Origin of the sequence: Mycobacterium sp. 2-64 (genome assembly GCF_035918375.1) — a bacterium.
Classification (GTDB): Bacteria; Actinomycetota; Actinomycetes; order Mycobacteriales; family Mycobacteriaceae; genus Mycobacterium; species Mycobacterium intracellulare.
In genome coordinates this window covers 489660-505862 of record NZ_CP142361.1, presented here as the reverse complement: position 1 = coordinate 505862, position 16203 = coordinate 489660, and the positions used below count along the sequence as shown (strand labels likewise).

The 16203-nt window shown below is 69.3% G+C and carries 16 protein-coding genes; 9 read left to right on the top strand and 7 right to left on the bottom strand.

Going from position 1 to position 16203, the window contains the following annotated elements:
• Positions 1-9 precede the first annotated feature (9 nt).
• From QGN31_RS02350 to QGN31_RS02330, 5 genes are all read left to right on the top strand, one after another.
• Positions 10-1194: an acyl-CoA dehydrogenase gene (locus tag QGN31_RS02350; protein WP_014943029.1), complete on the top strand. Its 1185-nt coding sequence runs from the start codon at positions 10-12 to the stop codon at positions 1192-1194.
• The gene (locus tag QGN31_RS02345) at positions 1194-2339 is read left to right on the top strand and encodes an acyl-CoA dehydrogenase family protein (protein WP_014943030.1); all 1146 of its coding nucleotides are present in this window, start codon (positions 1194-1196) and stop codon (positions 2337-2339) included. The genes QGN31_RS02350 and QGN31_RS02345 overlap by 1 nt, the downstream gene beginning before the upstream one ends.
• A 9-nt stretch (positions 2340-2348) precedes the next feature.
• Complete coding sequence (locus QGN31_RS02340) at positions 2349-3020, top strand: TetR/AcrR family transcriptional regulator (protein WP_014383403.1); 672 nt, start codon at positions 2349-2351, stop codon at positions 3018-3020.
• Between the two features lie 5 nt (positions 3021-3025).
• The gene (locus tag QGN31_RS02335) at positions 3026-3652 is read left to right on the top strand and encodes a hypothetical protein (protein ID WP_043955880.1); all 627 of its coding nucleotides are present in this window, start codon (positions 3026-3028) and stop codon (positions 3650-3652) included.
• 809 nt (positions 3653-4461) lie between these two features.
• A complete protein-coding gene (locus QGN31_RS02330; protein WP_009952488.1) occupies positions 4462-5856 on the top strand; it encodes an NAD(P)/FAD-dependent oxidoreductase in 1395 nt (464 codons plus the stop codon).
• On the opposite strand, the gene QGN31_RS02325 is transcribed toward QGN31_RS02330, so the two are convergent.
• From QGN31_RS02325 to QGN31_RS02300, 6 genes are all read right to left on the bottom strand, one after another.
• Positions 5853-7079: an O-succinylhomoserine sulfhydrylase gene (locus QGN31_RS02325; protein WP_009952489.1), complete on the bottom strand. Its 1227-nt coding sequence runs from the start codon at positions 7077-7079 to the stop codon at positions 5853-5855. The genes QGN31_RS02330 and QGN31_RS02325 overlap by 4 nt on opposite strands.
• A 7-nt stretch (positions 7080-7086) precedes the next feature.
• Positions 7087-7527 (bottom strand): rhodanese-like domain-containing protein, encoded by a 441-nt coding sequence (locus QGN31_RS02320; RefSeq protein ID WP_008261475.1) that lies wholly within the window; start codon positions 7525-7527, stop codon positions 7087-7089.
• A 116-nt stretch (positions 7528-7643) separates the two neighbouring features.
• Positions 7644-8840: a formate-dependent phosphoribosylglycinamide formyltransferase gene (gene purT, locus QGN31_RS02315; RefSeq protein ID WP_014943033.1), complete on the bottom strand. Its 1197-nt coding sequence runs from the start codon at positions 8838-8840 to the stop codon at positions 7644-7646.
• A gap of 139 nt (positions 8841-8979) precedes the next feature.
• Positions 8980-9627 carry a PaaI family thioesterase gene (locus tag QGN31_RS02310; RefSeq protein ID WP_009956038.1) on the bottom strand — a complete coding sequence of 216 codons (648 nt, stop codon included), beginning with the start codon at positions 9625-9627 and terminating at the stop codon, positions 8980-8982.
• Entirely contained in the window at positions 9624-10922 is a 1299-nt protein-coding gene (locus QGN31_RS02305) for an adenylosuccinate synthase (RefSeq protein WP_014385923.1), read from the bottom strand. Before QGN31_RS02305 ends, QGN31_RS02310 begins: the two co-directional genes overlap by 4 nt.
• 208 nt (positions 10923-11130) lie before the next feature.
• The gene (locus tag QGN31_RS02300) at positions 11131-12045 is read right to left on the bottom strand and encodes a histidine phosphatase family protein (RefSeq protein ID WP_193375524.1); all 915 of its coding nucleotides are present in this window, start codon (positions 12043-12045) and stop codon (positions 11131-11133) included.
• A gap of 285 nt (positions 12046-12330) precedes the next feature.
• Here QGN31_RS02300 and QGN31_RS02295 point away from each other — a divergent pair, with 285 nt between their 5' ends.
• From QGN31_RS02295 to QGN31_RS02285, 3 genes are read left to right on the top strand one after another with little or no spacing between them, the layout of a single operon-like run.
• The gene (locus QGN31_RS02295) at positions 12331-12978 is read left to right on the top strand and encodes a hypothetical protein (protein WP_043955442.1); all 648 of its coding nucleotides are present in this window, start codon (positions 12331-12333) and stop codon (positions 12976-12978) included.
• Between the two features lie 9 nt (positions 12979-12987).
• Positions 12988-13770 (top strand): site-2 protease family protein, encoded by a 783-nt coding sequence (locus QGN31_RS02290; protein ID WP_009957199.1) that lies wholly within the window; start codon positions 12988-12990, stop codon positions 13768-13770.
• 40 nt (positions 13771-13810) lie between these two features.
• On the top strand, positions 13811-14707 hold the full coding sequence (locus QGN31_RS02285) for a cation diffusion facilitator family transporter (protein WP_014943037.1): 897 nt from the start codon (positions 13811-13813) through the stop codon (positions 14705-14707).
• A 4-nt stretch (positions 14708-14711) separates the two neighbouring features.
• Here QGN31_RS02285 and QGN31_RS02280 read toward each other — a convergent pair whose 3' ends face one another.
• Positions 14712-15125 carry a DUF3151 domain-containing protein gene (locus QGN31_RS02280; RefSeq protein ID WP_014381301.1) on the bottom strand — a complete coding sequence of 138 codons (414 nt, stop codon included), beginning with the start codon at positions 15123-15125 and terminating at the stop codon, positions 14712-14714.
• Positions 15126-15248: 123 nt separating this feature from the next.
• Between QGN31_RS02280 and QGN31_RS02275 the strand changes: the two genes are divergently transcribed.
• Entirely contained in the window at positions 15249-16130 is an 882-nt protein-coding gene (locus QGN31_RS02275; RefSeq protein WP_009957195.1) for an Rv0361 family membrane protein, read from the top strand.
• The last annotated feature ends 73 nt before the right edge of the window (positions 16131-16203 follow it).

The window sequence follows — 16203 nt, the reverse complement described above, 5'->3', positions numbered from 1 at the left end:
CTGACGTCTATGAACAACAAAACGCCACCCGCCTTCGACCGCTACGACCCGCTCGGCCTGGACGCCTCCCTGTCCGACGACGAACGCGCCGTGCGCGAGACCGTCCGGGAATTCTGCGCCGAGCACGTCCTGCCCCACGTCGCGGAGTGGTTCGAGATCGGCGACCTCCCGGTCCGCGAACTCGCCAAGGGGTTCGGCCAGCTGGGGCTGCTGGGCATGCACCTGGACGGGTACGGCTGCGGCGGGGCCTCCGCCGTGCACTACGGGCTGGCCTGCGTCGAGCTCGAGGCCGCCGACTCCGGCATTCGATCGATGGTCTCGGTGCAGGGCTCGCTGGCGATGTTCGCGATCTGGAATTTCGGGTCCGAGGAGCAGAAGCAGGAATGGTTGCCGGGCATGGCTACCGGCGAGCTGCTCGGCTGCTTCGGGCTGACCGAGCCCGACGTCGGATCCGACCCCGCCGCGATGAAAACCCGTGCGCGACGGGATGGTTCGGACTGGGTGATCAACGGCCGCAAGTTGTGGATCACCAACGGCTCGGTGGCCGACGTCGCGGTCGTGTGGGCCAACACCGACGACGGGGTCCGCGGTTTCATCGTGCCCACCAAGACGGCGGGCTTCAGCGCCAACACCATTCACCACAAGCTGTCGTTGCGGGCCTCGATCACCAGCGAGCTGGTGCTCGACGACGTGCGGCTGCCCGCCGAGGCGATGCTGCCCGAGGCCAAGGGGCTGCGCGGGCCGCTGTCGTGCCTGTCCGAGGCCCGGTACGGAATCATCTGGGGCTCCATGGGAGCGGCGCGCTCGGCCTGGCAGGCGGCCCTCGACTACGCCACGCAGCGCACCCAGTTCGGCCGCCCGATCGCCGGATTCCAGTTGACCCAGGCCAAACTCGTCGACATGGCCGTCGAGCTGCACAAGGGCCAGCTGCTGTCGCTGCACCTCGGCCGCCTCAAGGACAGCGTGGGCCTGCGTCCCGAGCAGGTGAGCTTCGGCAAGCTGAACAACACCCGGGAGGCGATCGAGATCTGCCGGACCGCCCGAACGATACTGGGCGGCAACGGGATATCGCTGGAGTATCCCGTGATCCGGCACATGGTCAACCTGGAATCGGTGCTGACCTACGAGGGCACACCGGAGATGCATCAGCTGGTCCTCGGCCAGGCGTTCACCGGCAGCGACGCCTTCCGCTGATGAGCCGGCTGACCTACACGCACGAGCATCACCAGTTCCGGGAACTGGTACGGGATTTCGTGCGGCAGACGGTCGCGCCCAACCACGAGAGCTGGGAACGCGACGGCCAGTGGGACCGCTCGCTGTTCATCGAGGCGGGCAAGCTTGGGCTGCTGGGCTTTTCGGTGCCCGAGCATCTCGGCGGCCCGGGGGTGGACGACTTCCGCTACAACGCGATCGTGATCGACGAGTTGCAGCGGGCCGGGGCGGCCGCGGAGGCCATCGCCTTCACGCTGCAAAACGACGTGGTGCTGCCCTATCTCACCGACTTGACGACCCCGGAGCAACAACAGCGCTGGCTGCCCGGCGTGGTCACCGGCGAGACCGTGCTCGGCATCGGGATGACCGAGCCCGGCACCGGCAGCGATCTGGCCGGGATCCGCACGACCGCGGTGCGAGACGGCGACGACTACGTCGTCAACGGCGCCAAGACGTTCATCTCCAACGGTCAGGTCGGGGACCTGTTCGTCATCGCCGTGCGCACCTCGCCGGATCGCCATCAGGGACTGTCGCTTCTGGTGGTCGACGCCGACACCCCGGGCTTTTCCCGCGGCCGCAACCTGGAGAAGATCGGCCTGCACGCCCAGGACACCAGCGAGCTCACCTTCACCGATATGCGGGTGCCGAAGGACAACATGCTCGAATCAGAGGGCCGCGGCTTCTATCAGTTGATGAAGAACCTGCCCCAGGAGCGGCTCGCGCTCGGTGTCGGGGCGGTGGCTGCCGCGGAAACGATCCTGGCCGCAACCCTCGACTACGTCCGCGATCGCACGGCCTTTGGATCACCGATCGCCAGCTTCCAGCACAGCCAATTCGTGCTCGCCGAGTTGGCCACCGAAATCGACGTCGCGCGAACGTATCTCGACGACTGCCTCGCCGAGCACCTCGAGGGCGAACTGACGGCCGCCCGGGCCGCCCGGCTGAAATGGTGGACCACCGACCTGCAGGTGCGCACCGCCGACCGCTGCCTGCAGTTGCACGGCGGGTACGGCTACATGCGCGAGTACAGCGTGGCGCGCGCGTTCGTCGACGCCCGCATCCAAACCATCTACGGCGGCACCAACGAGATCATGAAGACGATCATCGCCAAGGACCTGGGCCTGTAGGGACAGCCGATGGCCACCGACGTCGCCGACTACAGCGCCCTTCCCGCCGAGGAGGCGGTGCGCGCCGCCCGCGTCAGCTCGCGGCGTCGCCAGGTGCTCGATGCCGCGGTCAAAGTCATGGGCAGGACCGGGTTTCACCAGATGTCCATGCAGGACCTGGCCACCGAGGCCGAGGTCAGCGTCGGCCTGCTCTACAAATACTTCGGCGGCAAGGAAGACCTGCTGCTCGCCACGATCGTGCGCATCCTCGACGCGTTCCGCGATCAGCTGGCGCCGGTCATCGCCGCCGCCGGCGACGACGTCGTGGACCAGCTGACCGCGGGGGTCCGACGCTACATCCAGATCGTCGACGAGAACCTCGACGGCGTGGTCCTGACCTACCGGGAGAGCCGAACCCTCGGGGCGCCCGGCCGCACCCAGATCAAGGACCTCGAAATCGCCACGGCCGCACCGCTGCGCGCGGTGATCGAGGCCGGCGTCGCCCAGGGCGTATTCCGCGGGGTCGACGTCGACCTCACCGTGTTCGACATCATGTTGCTGGCCCACGGTTGGGCGCTGAAGCACTGGCACTTCGGGCCGACCTACACCCTCGACGAATACATCGCGTTGCAGATCCGCCACGTGCTGGGCGGATTAATCGCCGACGACCGCCGCGTCGACTACGCGCACGTGCTGGAATGAAGGGCATGGGAGTCACCGCACGCCGCGTCCGCGGCACCATCGCCTTGTTGGCCCTGGGAGCCGCCGCCGGCCTGCCCGCGGCGGGCGCCGATCCGGCCGCGGCGCTGCCCCCGATGGCGTCCAGCGGCAGCGGGCCGATCATCGGCGGGGGCTCCGCGGCGGCGCAGGGAATCGCCCAGCAGCTCTTCAGCTTTGGCAATCCTAGCGTCGTGCAGGAGGTCGACGGCTCGGACGCGGCGCAGTTCATCACGTCCGCGGCGGGAGCCACCAACCCGCAACTCGCGGGGCCCTTCTCGCTGCTGCGCCGGGCGTTGGCGTGCCAGACCGACAATTCTGGATTCGGGGCGCGCGCCTATCGGCGCACCGACGGGCAGTGGGGCGGAGCGATGCTGGTTGCGGCCAAGAGCGCGACGCCGAGCCTCGACGGCCTGGTGGGCTGCGTGAAGACCAATTGGCGAAGGACCGCCGCGGGCGGCGAAACCGCCATGTGCAACAACGGCTGGACCACGCCGACGTCCTACGACAGCCGCCGCGGCGAGACCTATTACATCCTGCTCGCCGGCACCGCCGCCGACTTCTGCAGCGATCTCAACGCCAAGTACAAGAGCGACGCCAGCGCGTGGCCGTTCTGAGCGGCAGCGATGCCCTCCCACCCGTCGCTGAAACAAATTGCCATCCCGACGGTTTCGCCGCGCGTCGGGCGGCGCGAGCTCGGGACCTATTTGAATTCATATCCAATTTGCGCAGCCGCGCCGGCGAGCGGCGGGTAAATAGCGATCCAATATAGCCGCGACATAGGCCCCGCGCAGGATAATTCCCATTCACCGGGCCACCGGATTTTGCTGAATTCCGTTCGCGGCCAGGCGGTCGCATCCGAGCTGGGTTCGTCGGTCATCCGTTTGACGAATTGGTCGGAAATATTCGCGAAATCGCTTATCTGCGAGCGATTGACAACGTAAGCTCGCCGACATCGGGCCTTAGAATGTCGTCTCCCAGACGTAGGGGGTTCTAATGTCACGTCGTACTAGCAAAATCGTCATCGCCGTAGTGCTGGCTTTCGCAGCGCCAATGACCTCGGCATGCACGATTCCGCTCGTTATCGACTGTGGACCCGGTTTGACCTGCACCGGATAGCGGTAACCGAACGGGCCCCGAGCTCAATTGGGGCCCGTTCACTCACATCACGCTTCGCGTAGCGAAGAGCACAAGGTGATCGGCCGGGGCCACAGCATGCTCTGATGCGCGCCGCGGCCCCGGCCGGGATCCGTTACCACACACGCCATTTCGGGTTATGGCGTCCCCAGAGGCGTCGAGATCGGCTTGGCCGCACGCATTTTCGGCCTCTGCGGCTCCTTCTGCTAGCCCGGTGGCTCCGACGCGCCACCCATCCGCGCGCACGTCGGCCTCGCCTTTCGTGGGTGCGGCGTCGTACGGTGGAGGCATGTCGCGCCATCGTGTGGTCATCATCGGAAGCGGTTTCGGCGGGTTGACCGCGGCAAAGGCGCTCAAACGCGCCCCCAAGGGCACCGAAGTCGAGGTCACCGTGATCTCGAAGACGACAACGCACCTCTTCCAGCCGCTGCTGTATCAGGTGGCCACAGGCATCCTGTCCGAAGGCGACATCGCGCCGACCACCAGACTGATCCTGCGCCGGCAGCGCAACGTCCGGGTGCTGTGGGGCGAAGTCTCCGCCATCGACCTCACCGCCAAGACGGTCACATCGCACCTGATGGGCATGGAGACGGTGACGCCCTACGACAGCCTGATCGTGGCCGCCGGCGCACAGCAGTCCTACTTCGGCCACGACGAGTACGCCGCCTTCGCGCCCGGGATGAAGAGCATCGACGACGCCCTGGAGCTGCGCGGCCGCATCCTCGGCGCCTTCGAGGCCGCGGAGGTCGCCACCGACCCGGCCGAGCGCAAACGCCGCCTGACCTTCGTGGTGGTCGGCGCCGGGCCCACCGGCGTCGAGCTGGCCGGCGAGATCGTCCAGCTGGCCGAGCGCACCCTGGCCGGCGCGTTCCGGACGATCACCCCCAGCGAATGCCGGGTCATCCTGCTCGACGCGGCGCCCGCGGTGTTGCCGCCGATGGGCACCAAGCTGGGCCTCAAGGCCCAGCGGCGGCTGGAAAAGATGGACGTCGAGGTCCAGCTCAACGCGATGGTGACCGCGGTCGACTACATGGGCATCACGATCAAGGAGAAGGACGGCGGCGAGCGCCGCATCGAATGCGCGTGCAAGGTGTGGGCGGCCGGCGTGCAGGCCAGCTCGCTGGGCGCGATGCTCGCCGAACAGTCCGACGGAACCGAAACCGACCGCGCCGGAAGGGTGATCGTCGAACCCGACCTCACCGTCAAAGGGCACCCGTACGTGTTCGTCGTCGGCGACCTGATGTCGGTGCCCGGCGTGCCCGGGATGGCGCAGGGCGCGATCCAGGGCGCGAAATACGCCGCCACCGTCATCAAGCACGCGCTCAAGGGTGAGGACAATCCCGCCGACCGCAAGCCCTTCCGGTACGTGAACAAGGGCAGCATGGCGCTCATCTCCCGCTACAGTGCCGTCGCGCAGGTCGGCAAGGTGGAATTCGCCGGGTTCTTCGCCTGGCTGGCGTGGCTGGTGCTGCACCTGTACTACCTCATCGGCCACCGGAACCGACTGGCCGCCATGTTCGCCTGGGGGATCTCGTTCCTGGGCCGCACCCGCGGCCAGATGGCCATCACCAGCCAGATGATCTACGCCCGGCCGCTGGTGAACTGGGTGGAGCAGCAGGCCGCCGAAGGCACGCTCGCGGCCGCCGAGCGCGCCGAGACGGCCGAGCAGAAGGCGGCCGGCTAGCTCAGGGCCCGATCGATGTCGGCGATCAGGTCGTCGGTGCCTTCCAGGCCGACGGAGATGCGGACCACGCCGTCGCCGAGCCCGATCGCCGCGCGGCCCTCCGGGCCCATCGCCCGGTGAGTGGTGGTCGCGGGATGTGTGACAAGGGATTTGGCGTCGCCGAGGTTGTTGGAGATGTCGATCAGCGTCAACTTGTCCAGCACCTCGAAGGCCCGCTGTTTGGCCCTGCTGTCCGGGCAGTCGAGCGCGAAGGTGATCACCGTTCCGCCGCCCGACATCTGGCGCTTGGCCAGGTCGTATTGCGGGTGTGAGGACAGATAGGGGTAGCGCACCCAGCTCACCGCCGGATGGGTCTCGAGGAATTCGGCGATCCGGTACGCCGAGGAATTGCTGTGCTCGACCCGGATGGCCATCGTCTCAAGGCCTTTCAGCAACACCCAGGCGTTGAACGCGCTCATCGCCGGGCCGGTGTGCCGCATCAGTTTCTGCACCGGGCCGTCGATGTACTCCTTGTCGCCGAGGATGGCCCCGCCAAGCACCCGGCCCTGGCCGTCGATGTGCTTGGTGCCCGAGTACACCACCACGTCGACGCCGAGCGGGACGCCCTGCTGCAGCAGCGGTGTGGCGAAAACGTTGTCCAGCACCACCTTTGCGCCCGCGGCGTGGGCCAGCTCGGTCACCGCGGCGATGTCCACCAGCGACTGCATCGGATTCGACGGGGTTTCGAAGAACACCGCCGTGGTGGGCACCGACAACGCCTGTTCCCACTGGGACAGGTCGTCGCCGTCGACGAAGACGGTTTCGACACCCCAGCGCGGCAGGATCTCGTTGCACACCACGAAACACGAGCCGAACAGGCTGCGCGACGCGACCAACCGGTCCCCCGCGCCCAGCAGCGCGCCCAGTGACGTGAACACCGCCGCCATGCCGCTCGCGGTGGCAAACGCCGCCGGTGCGCCTTCGAGCAGGCGCAGCCGCTCCTCGAACATCGTCACGGTCGGGTTGCCGTACCGCGAGTAGACGAAGCGGTCGACCTCGCCGGTGAACGACTGCTCGGCGACCGCCGCGGTTTCGTAGACGTAGCCCGACGTCAGGTACAGCGCCTCGGCGGTCTCGTCGAACCCCGAGCGCAGCAGCCCACCGCGCACGCCGATGGTCGCCTGGCTGACGCCTTCGGGCAACGGTGCGGGAGTGCGAACCGAGTCGTGATCGGCGGGCGTCATGCCCGGATCAACCTTGCTTCCAAGGCAATCCGATCGCCCGCCAGCCCGACTCGCCGCGATGACCGTTGGCGTCCAGCTGGCCCTCGAAGCCGTCCAGGATGTTGTAGGCCGGCGTGATGCCCAGCTGGGTCGCCACCTCGGCGGCGCCGATGGAGCGGTTTCCGGAGCGACACAAAAACAGCACCGGGCGATCCGCGTCGGTTTCGGCCGGCGCCACCTGCTCGCGCAGCTGGTCGGCGAAGTTCGCGTTGGGCCTGCCGTCGGAGGAATTCCACTCGAGGAACAGCACCTCGCGGCCGAGGCTGGACAGATCGGGCACCCCGACGAATCGCCATTCGGCGTCGGTGCGCACGTCGACCAGCACGGCGTTCGGATTGTCGCTGAGCAGTTTCCATGCCTCCAGGGGCGAGATGTCGCCCGCGTAGGAGTGTCCGCGCTCTGTGCTCATGCTCGTATTCCCTCGTCCTTCGTACGCATCGTCAGCCACCCCGGCGAGATTGCCCCCCGCGCGGCGCTACCTGACCTGCGATCGTATCGAGACCGGCGCCGCGCGCATCTCGGGGCTCAGCCGCGGGGCGCCGGGGCGGCCAGCCGTTCGGCGGCCTGGCCGGCGCGCTCGCGGGCCGCCGTCACCTCCGGCGCGGTCGCCAACGCCCGGAACCCGCTCCCGGAGACGCGCAGGTCGCTCTCCGGCACGCTCAGCGCGCCGATCAACGCGGCGGGGTCATGGGGATCGGCCGGGCCCGCCACCCGGGCGGCGGCCGGCGACACCATCATGGTGTCCACCGGCAGGCCCAGGATGGTGCGGGCCTGCAGCTCGAACGCCGAAAGTCGCTGGCTGCGCAGGGTCACCCAGGCGCTGTCGGCCGGGCGCGACGTGACGTCGGCGAAGTACACCTCGTCGCCGTTGACCATCAATTCGACCCCGAACACGCCGCGCCCGCCCAGCGCCTTGACGATCCGCGCGGCGATCGACCTCGCGGCGTCCGTCGCGGCCGCGCTCATCTTCTGGGGCTGCCAGGATTCCAGCACCTGCCCGTCGGACCCGCGGTGCCCGATGGGTGAGCAGAATTCGATGGCCGGCCCCGACGGGCCCTCGCTGCGGACCGCCAGCAGGGTCACGTAGAACTCGACCTCGACCACGGTTTCGGCCAGCACCCGGGCGGAGGACTGGTCGCCCACCGCGCGGCGCCAGGCGGGTTCGATGTCCTCGCGGCGCGCCACCACCGACTGCCGCTGCCCGGTCGGCCCGGCCACCGGCTTGACCAGCAGCGGGTACCCGGCGTGCGCGCCGACCGCCTCGAGTTCGCCCAGCGATCCGACGAACCAGAACGGCGCGGTGGGCAGCCCCAGCTCGTCGGCGGCCAGCCGGCGCAGCCCTTCGCGGTCGGCGGTGAGCCGCACGGCGCGGGCGCTGGGCACCAGCTCGCCGTCGAGGGCGTCGAGGGCCCCGGTGGCGACCGCGTCGGTGGTGGTGACGACGAGGGTGGGTTGCAGCCGCCCGATCGCCTGCGCCAGCTCGTCGGCGTCGGTCATGTCGAGCACCAGCGCCTGGTCGGCGACCCCGTGCGCGGGCGCGTGGGGGTACCGGTCGGCGGCGATCACCCGGGCCCCGAGGCGTCCCAGGGCGATCGCCAGCTCCCGGCTGATCTCGCCGGAACCCAGCAGCAGCACCGTCGGGCGCGCGTCGGCGGGGGCCGGTGGGGGCACGACGAGCGCCGTCGTCTCGTCGTCGCGTCCGTCCGTCACGCCGTCAGTCACGGCTCAAGGATAGGTCGGTTCGGCGAGTGCTAGGGCTGACTGCCCGGCTCCTCAGCGGCGCCACCGCGCCGCATCGTCGCCGCGCTAGGGCTGACTGCCCGGCTCCTCAGCGGCGCCACCGCGCCGCATCGTCGCCGCGCTAGGGCTGACCGGGAAGCAGCCGCACCATCAGCCCGTTGCCCTCGGCCAGCACGGTCTGCTCCTCGTCGACCAATTCGGCGGAGACGAACGCCTTGCGGCCCTCGGTGCCGGTGACCCGGCCCCGCACCAGCAGCGGCACGTCGATCGGGGTGACCTTGCGGTAGTCGACGTGCAGGAAGGCCGTGCGGCTGATGGGCCGGTTGGCGGCGTGGGAGATCATGCCGAACATGTGGTCGAACAGCAGCGGCAGCACGCCGCCGTGCACCGCGTGGTTGCCGCCGACGTGGAAGCGGCTGAAGTGGCCGGTCATTTCGACGCCCTCGGGGTCGTACCGCGTCAGCACCCACGGCGGCAGCAGCAGGCTGCCCATGCCCGGCAGGTCGGGGGTGCGGCCCGCGGGCGCCTGGCCCTCGGCCTCGGCCTGAAACGGCCCCAGCAGCTCGGTCAGCGCCGCGACCCGGTCGGCGGCGTCGTCCCAGACGTCGTCGCCCGGGTCGGCCGACACGGCGAGGTCCTGCAGCCGGCGCATCGAGGCGACGAACCGGGCGAAGCCGGGGCCGGGGCTGGCGGGCCCGTACTCCGGGAAGCCGCCGTGGTGTTCGTATTCGGGATCGAGGTCGATCGGGTTCGGTTCCGGGTCCGTCACGCGCGGGCCGCCAGGACGTCGCGGCGCACGATGGTCTGTTCGCGCCCGGGTCCCACACCGATGCACGAAACATGGGCTCCCGCAAGCTCTTCGAGCCGAAGCACGTAGTCACGGGCCTTGGCGGGCAGGTCGTCGAACTCCCGGGCGTGCGAGATGTCCTCCCACCAGCCGGGCAGCTCCTCGTAGATCGGCTCGGCGCGGTGCAAATCGCTTTGGGTCATCGGCATCTCGTGGATGCGTGCCCCGTCGATCTGGTAGCCGACGCACACGGGAACGGTTTCCAGGCTGGACAGCACGTCGAGCTTGGTCAGGAAGTAGTCGGTGATGCCGTTGACCCGGGTGGCGTAGCGGGCGATGACGGCGTCGAACCAGCCGCACCGCCGGCGCCGCCCGGTGGTGACGCCGAATTCGCCGCCGGTCTTGGACAGGTATTCGCCGTTCTCGTCGAACAACTCGGTGGGGAACGGGCCGGAGCCCACGCGGGTGGTGTAGGCCTTGAGGATCCCCAGCACCGCGGTGATCCGGGTTGGCCCGATCCCCGAACCCACCGCCGCCCCGCCCGCCGTCGGATTCGACGACGTCACATAGGGATACGTGCCGTGGTCGACGTCGAGCAGGGTGCCCTGCGAACCCTCCAGCAACACGGTTTCGCCGGACTCCAGCGCGGTGTTGAGCAACAGCCGGGTGTCGGCGATGCGGTGCGCGAAACCCTCCGCCTGCTCGAGCAGGGCCTCGACCACCTGGTGCGGGTCGAGCGCCTTGCGGTTGTAGATCTTGACCAAGATCTGGTTCTTCAGCTCCAGCGCGGCCTCGACCTTGTGGGTCAACACCTCCCGGTCGAGCACGTCGGCGACGCGGATTCCGATCCGGGCGATCTTGTCCTGGTAGCAGGGCCCGATGCCGCGGCCGGTGGTGCCGATCTTCTTGTTGCCCATGTAGCGCTCGGTGACCTTGTCGATGGCCACGTGGTAGGGCAACAGCAGGTGCGCGTCGGCGGAGATCAGCAGCCTCGAGGTGTCGACACCGCGGTCTTCGAGGCCTTTGAGCTCGTCGAGCAGCACGCCGGGGTCGATCACCACACCGTTGCCGATGACGTTGGTGACGCCGGGCGTCAGCACGCCCGACGGGATCAGGTGCAGGGCGAAGTTCTCCCCCGTCGGCAAGACGACCGTGTGCCCGGCGTTGTTGCCACCCTGGTAGCGCACCACCCACTGCACCCGCCCACCCAGCAGGTCGGTGGCCTTACCTTTGCCCTCGTCGCCCCACTGGGCGCCGATCAGGACGATTGCCGGCATGAGTTTGCTCCCGCCTGCCTACTGTGGTTCTGCTGGCAGAACGCCAGATCTTGCACCGCTGCAACGGTTTTCGACATCGCCCGATGGCTCGCACTGCCGTCGGGTGACGGCGCCTCGGTTGGCCGCGTCGTGACCGTGCGCGTAGCTGCACGCGTCTTTGCTTGCCGCGCTCACGTGGCGATCCTAGACGTCGGGCCTCGCATGGTGCTCAGGGGCTTGCCGCCACCGGCGGCTTCGCCGCGCACACGCCGTTGCGCGACGGCGCGTCCAGCATCAGGCACAGGCCGTTGGCGTCACGGTCGTATCGCTTGGCCGCCCAACCGGGCCACGCCGGTTTCCCGTTCCAGCTGACCAGCGTCCAGCCATCGTGGGGATTGCCCTGGATCTCGACGATGCCGGTGTTGGGCAGCGGGTCGAAAAGCAGGAGCAACTGTTCGGGGTTTCTGACGGTCGTCATCGTCCCGATGCCGATGTCGAATTCGCTGGAGAACGCGACCTCTCTGATCCTGCCGTCGGACGCGCGGACCGGGTTGGCCAACGCGCTGCCGTACATCCTTGCGAGCATGTCGTTGAAGCCGCTCGCGGTCGTCGCCGCGTTGCCGGACATCGTCTGGAGCGCGCCGCTGAAACGCCTGTGGAACTCGTACCCGTTGGGGTCGGCCGAGCCCGGCGCGAGCATCGGCACGACGCGCAGCCCGAGCAACCACGCGACCGGTGCCAGCAGGTACGCCAGCCCCGCCAGGCTGAACTGCGGCATCCCGTTGAAGATGCCCGCGTCGATCTCGTTGAGCCCGGGCAGCACCTGCACATTCATCCCCAACGCCGCCGCCAACGGCGCCGCGGTCTGCTGCGTCCTGATCAACTGCGACGCGAAGATCGCGGCGACCGGGCCCTTCGCCGCGAGCACATTGGCGACGTCCTGCGCCTGTTGTTGGCCAAGCGCGGTGAGTGCGGCCCCGGGCACCGCCGTATCGATCACACTCGCGGCGTTGGCCACCGACTGCCCGTGGCGCACCAAATCGATCACGATCGACTCGTCGGCCGACGCCCGCGCCGATGCGAGGCACAGCAGGACGGCCGAAAGCAGCACGGCGCCAACGCGACCGAGGTGCGTCGTCAGCAACGGAGGCGGGCGGGGCCGGCGCCGTACCCGAGCGGCGCGGGCCGCACGGCGGAGAAAATGGGGGTGAGGCGGCGAATGGTCGTTCTCCGTTCTCTCAGCCACTCGTTGGCGGGATTCCGCACAACGTAGGCCCTGTGGCAGGAGTAAAGTATCCGGGTGTTTCCAGGCGGCGCCGCAACAACTTTCGCAGTCCGACACCATGTTGTGACTGTGTCGTTATGGCCCATTGATCGAGCCAGAGTCGTTGGAAGTCAAACAGATTGGACCAGCTTGATTGGATAGCTTGTGACACAAGACGATCGGGCCGCCGCGGTCCTGCTGTTCACGCACGGGCGGACCTACGGCCCATTGCGGGGGTTGCGCGCCCACCGCATCGCCGGCGAACCCGACCTCGACGCCGCGATAGGCCCCTTCCCGCGGCTGGTCGTGGTGGGCGCCGACGCCGACCTGGCGGCGGTGTTGACCCGGCTGCTGCGCGCGGAGCGGCTCGACGTCGAGGTGGCCTACGTGCCGCGGCGGCGCACCCGGGCGACCCGGATCTATCGCCTGCCCGCCGGGCGCCGGGCGGCGCGCCGGGCCGTCCGCGGTTCGGCGCAACGGGTGACGCTGATCCGCGACGAGACCGGCTCGGTGGTCGTCGGGCGCGCCGCCTGGGTGCCGCCGGACGGCGAGCGGGTGATCCACGGCGAGGCGGTCGTCGACGACACCATGTTGTTCGACGGCGACGCCGCCGGTGTGCTCGTCGAGCCGACGCTGGCCATGCCCGGCCTGCGGGCCTCGCTCCAGGGGCGCTGGCGCCGGTGGGTCACCGGCCGCGCGGCCCAGCTCGGCAGCACGGGCGTCGTCGTGCTGCGCGACGGCGTCCCCGCCCCCCGGCCCGGCCGCCGCTCGGCGTTCTACCGCAACATCGAGGGCTGGCTGCTGGTCCGATAGTTTCGTGCGGTGAGCTTCCCCTCGCCCCAGCGCGAATCGGTCCGGCCCAGCCCGATCTTCTTGGCCCTGCTCGGGTTGACGGCGGTCGGCGGTGGACTGGCCTGGCAGGCAGGTTACAGCGCGCGGCCGCTCGCCTATGTCGGGGTGTTCATCTTCGTGATCGCCGGCTGGCTGGTGTCGCTGTGCCTGCACGAGTTCGGGCACGCGGTCACCGCCTGGCGGTTCGGCGACCACGACGCGGCCGTGCGCGGGTACCTGACGCTGGATCCCCGCCGCTACGCCCATCCGGCGCTGTCGCTCGTGCTGCCGTTGGTGATCGTCGCGCTGGGCGGGATCGGCCTGCCCGGGGCGGCGGTCTACGTGCGGACGTGGTTCATGACGCCGGCCCGTCGCACGCTGGTCAGCCTGGCCGGGCCGGCGGCCAACCTGGTGCTGGCGGCGCTGTTGCTGGCGCTGATCCGGTTGTTCTTCGACCCGACGCACGTGGTGCTGTGGGCCGCGGTGGCGTTCCTGGGATTCCTTCAGCTCACCGCCGTCGTGCTGAACCTGCTGCCCATCCCCGGGCTGGACGGCTACGACGCCCTGGAACCGCACCTGAACCCCGAGACGCAGCGCGCGCTGGCCCCGGCCAAGCAGTGGGGCTTCGTCATCCTGCTGTTCCTGCTCCTGGCGCCCGTGCTCAACCACTGGTTCTTCGGGATCGTGTTGTCGCTGTTCGACCTGTCCGGCGTGCCGGACGTGCTGGTGAGCTGGGGCAACGGGCTGACCCGCTTCTGGAGCCGCTGGTTCTGACCCTTGCCATATATGCGTCGTCACGCATATATTTCCGGGCATGGGCGCCGGCCACAACCACACCCCGGCCGAGACGGACGACGCTCGGCTGATCCCGCGCATGGTCACCGCCGCGGCGATCCTGGCGGCGTTCTTCGTCGTGGAACTGGCCACCTCACTGCTGATCAACTCGATCGCGCTGCTGGCCGACGCCGGCCACATGCTGACCGACGTTGTCGCCGTGTTCATGGGGCTGGCCGCCGTCACGCTGGCCCGCCGCGGCAGCTCGTCGCCGGCCCGCACGTATGGCTGGCATCGCGCCGAGGTGTTCACCGCCGTCGCCAACGCGGGCCTGCTGATCGGGGTGGCGGCGTTCATCCTCTACGAGGCCGTCCGGCGGCTCAGCGAGGCGCCCGCCGTCCCGGGCGTGCCGATGATCGTCGTCGCGCTGGCCGGGCTGGCCGCCAACTTCGCCGTCGCGCTGCTGCTGCGGTCCCACTCGTCGGGGAGCCTGGCCGTCAAGGGCGCCTACATGGAGGTCGTCGCCGACACCGTGGGCAGCCTGGGCGTGCTGGTCGCCGGCGTGGTCACCGTGACGACGCACTGGCCCTACGCCGACGTGGTGGTGGCCGTGCTGGTCGCGCTCTGGGTGCTGCCCCGGGCGATCGCGCTCGCACGCGACGCGCTGCGGATCCTTTCCGAGTCGTCGCCGACCCACATCGACGTCGAGGAGCTGCGCAGCGCCCTCGGCGCCGTCGACGGCGTGACCGGGGTGCACGACCTGCACGTGTGGACGCTGTCGCCGGGCAAAGACATGTGCACGGCGCACCTGACCAGCACCGGGGACCCCGCCCGGGTCCTGCATGACGCGCGGGCGGTGCTATCGGCCCGCGGGCTGGAACACGCCACCGTTCAGATCGACTGCCCTGACGACACCGATTGCTCAGAAAGCTTTTAAGGCGTTACAGCCCAAGCGCTTTGCGCGCCTCGGGGTCGCAGTCGTCGAGCAGGTCCAGGCACCGTGCGTACTCGTCGGTTTCGCCGATCGTGTCGGCGGCGCGCGCCAGCGCGGCCACACAGCGCAGGAAGCCGCGGTTGGGCTCGTGCGAATACGGGACGGGGCCAAAACCCTTCCAGCCGTTCCGCCGCAGCTGGTCCAGGCCGCGGTGATAGCCGGTGCGGGCGTACGCGTACGCGGTGATCGCCTGGTCGTCGGCCAGCGCCTGCTCGGCCAGCGCCGCCCAGGCCAGCGACGCCGTCGGATGCGCGGCGGCGACGATGCCCGGCTTCTCGCCGGCCAGCAGCTCCGCCTCGGTGTCGGGGTCCCCGGGCAGCAGGATCGGGTCGGGCCCTAGCAGATCCTTCATCGGCGTCATGGCTCTATTCTGCAGCTCGCCCGTTTTGCCCGCAGGACGCACCTCGGCCATCGCCCCGGGCCGGGGTCTCGGTCGCTAAGCTCTGCAACTACCCCACTCGACAGCGGGAGGACAGTAGTACTCATGCCCAACCCATCCGAGCCCGACCGCGGCGGCCCGCCGAACCGGCCCGGGTTCGATCCACGCGAGTCTCGCAACGATCCGAGCGACGAGTGGGGGGCCGAATCCGGCCCCGAAGCCGGCTTCGAGACCGGTGACGACGCCACCGAGAGCGTGCCCATGGTCCCCAACGACGCCGAGACCGAGACCGTGGTGATCAACAAACCCGATCCGCGCAGCGGTCCCCAGGAAGTGCCGGAGGCACCGCAGCGCGAGCGTCGCTTCACCGCCCCGGGGTTTGACGCGAAAGAGACCACCATCATCTCCACCACCCCGGAGCCCGCCACCGAGGTCTTCGCCACGCCGGGACAGGACGGGACCGCGCAGTTCGGGGCCCCGCCCAAAGCCGCTGTCCCGCAATCGATCCCACCCCGGCTCGGCGGGAAGCTGCGCACCTCCAGGCAATTCAACTGGGGGTGGATACTGGCGATCGTCGTGATCGTGCTGGCGCTCGCGGCGATCGCGATCCTGGGCACGGTGCTGCTCACCCGGGGCAAACACACCGGCGTCTCGCAGGAAGACCAGGTCCGGCACACCATCGGCAACTTCGACGTCGCGATTCAGCGGGGCGACCTGACCACGCTGCGCACCATCACCTGCGGCACCACCCGCGACGGCTACGCCGATTACGACGAACGTTCCTGGGACGAAACGTACCGGCGGGTCTCGGCGGCCAAGCAGTATCCGGTGATCGCCAGCATCGACCAGGTCGTCGTCAACGGCCAGCACGCCGAGGCCAACGTCACCACGTTCATGGCCTACGACCCGCAGGTGCGCTCCACCCGCAGCCTGGACCTGCAGTACCGCGACGACCAGTGGAAGATCTGCCAGTCCGCCAGCGGCTAACGCCCCTGCCCGCCGAACGTGGAGTTGTTGCGCGAAACGGGGCGGATTCAGCCCCAGAAGTCGACGCTCGACC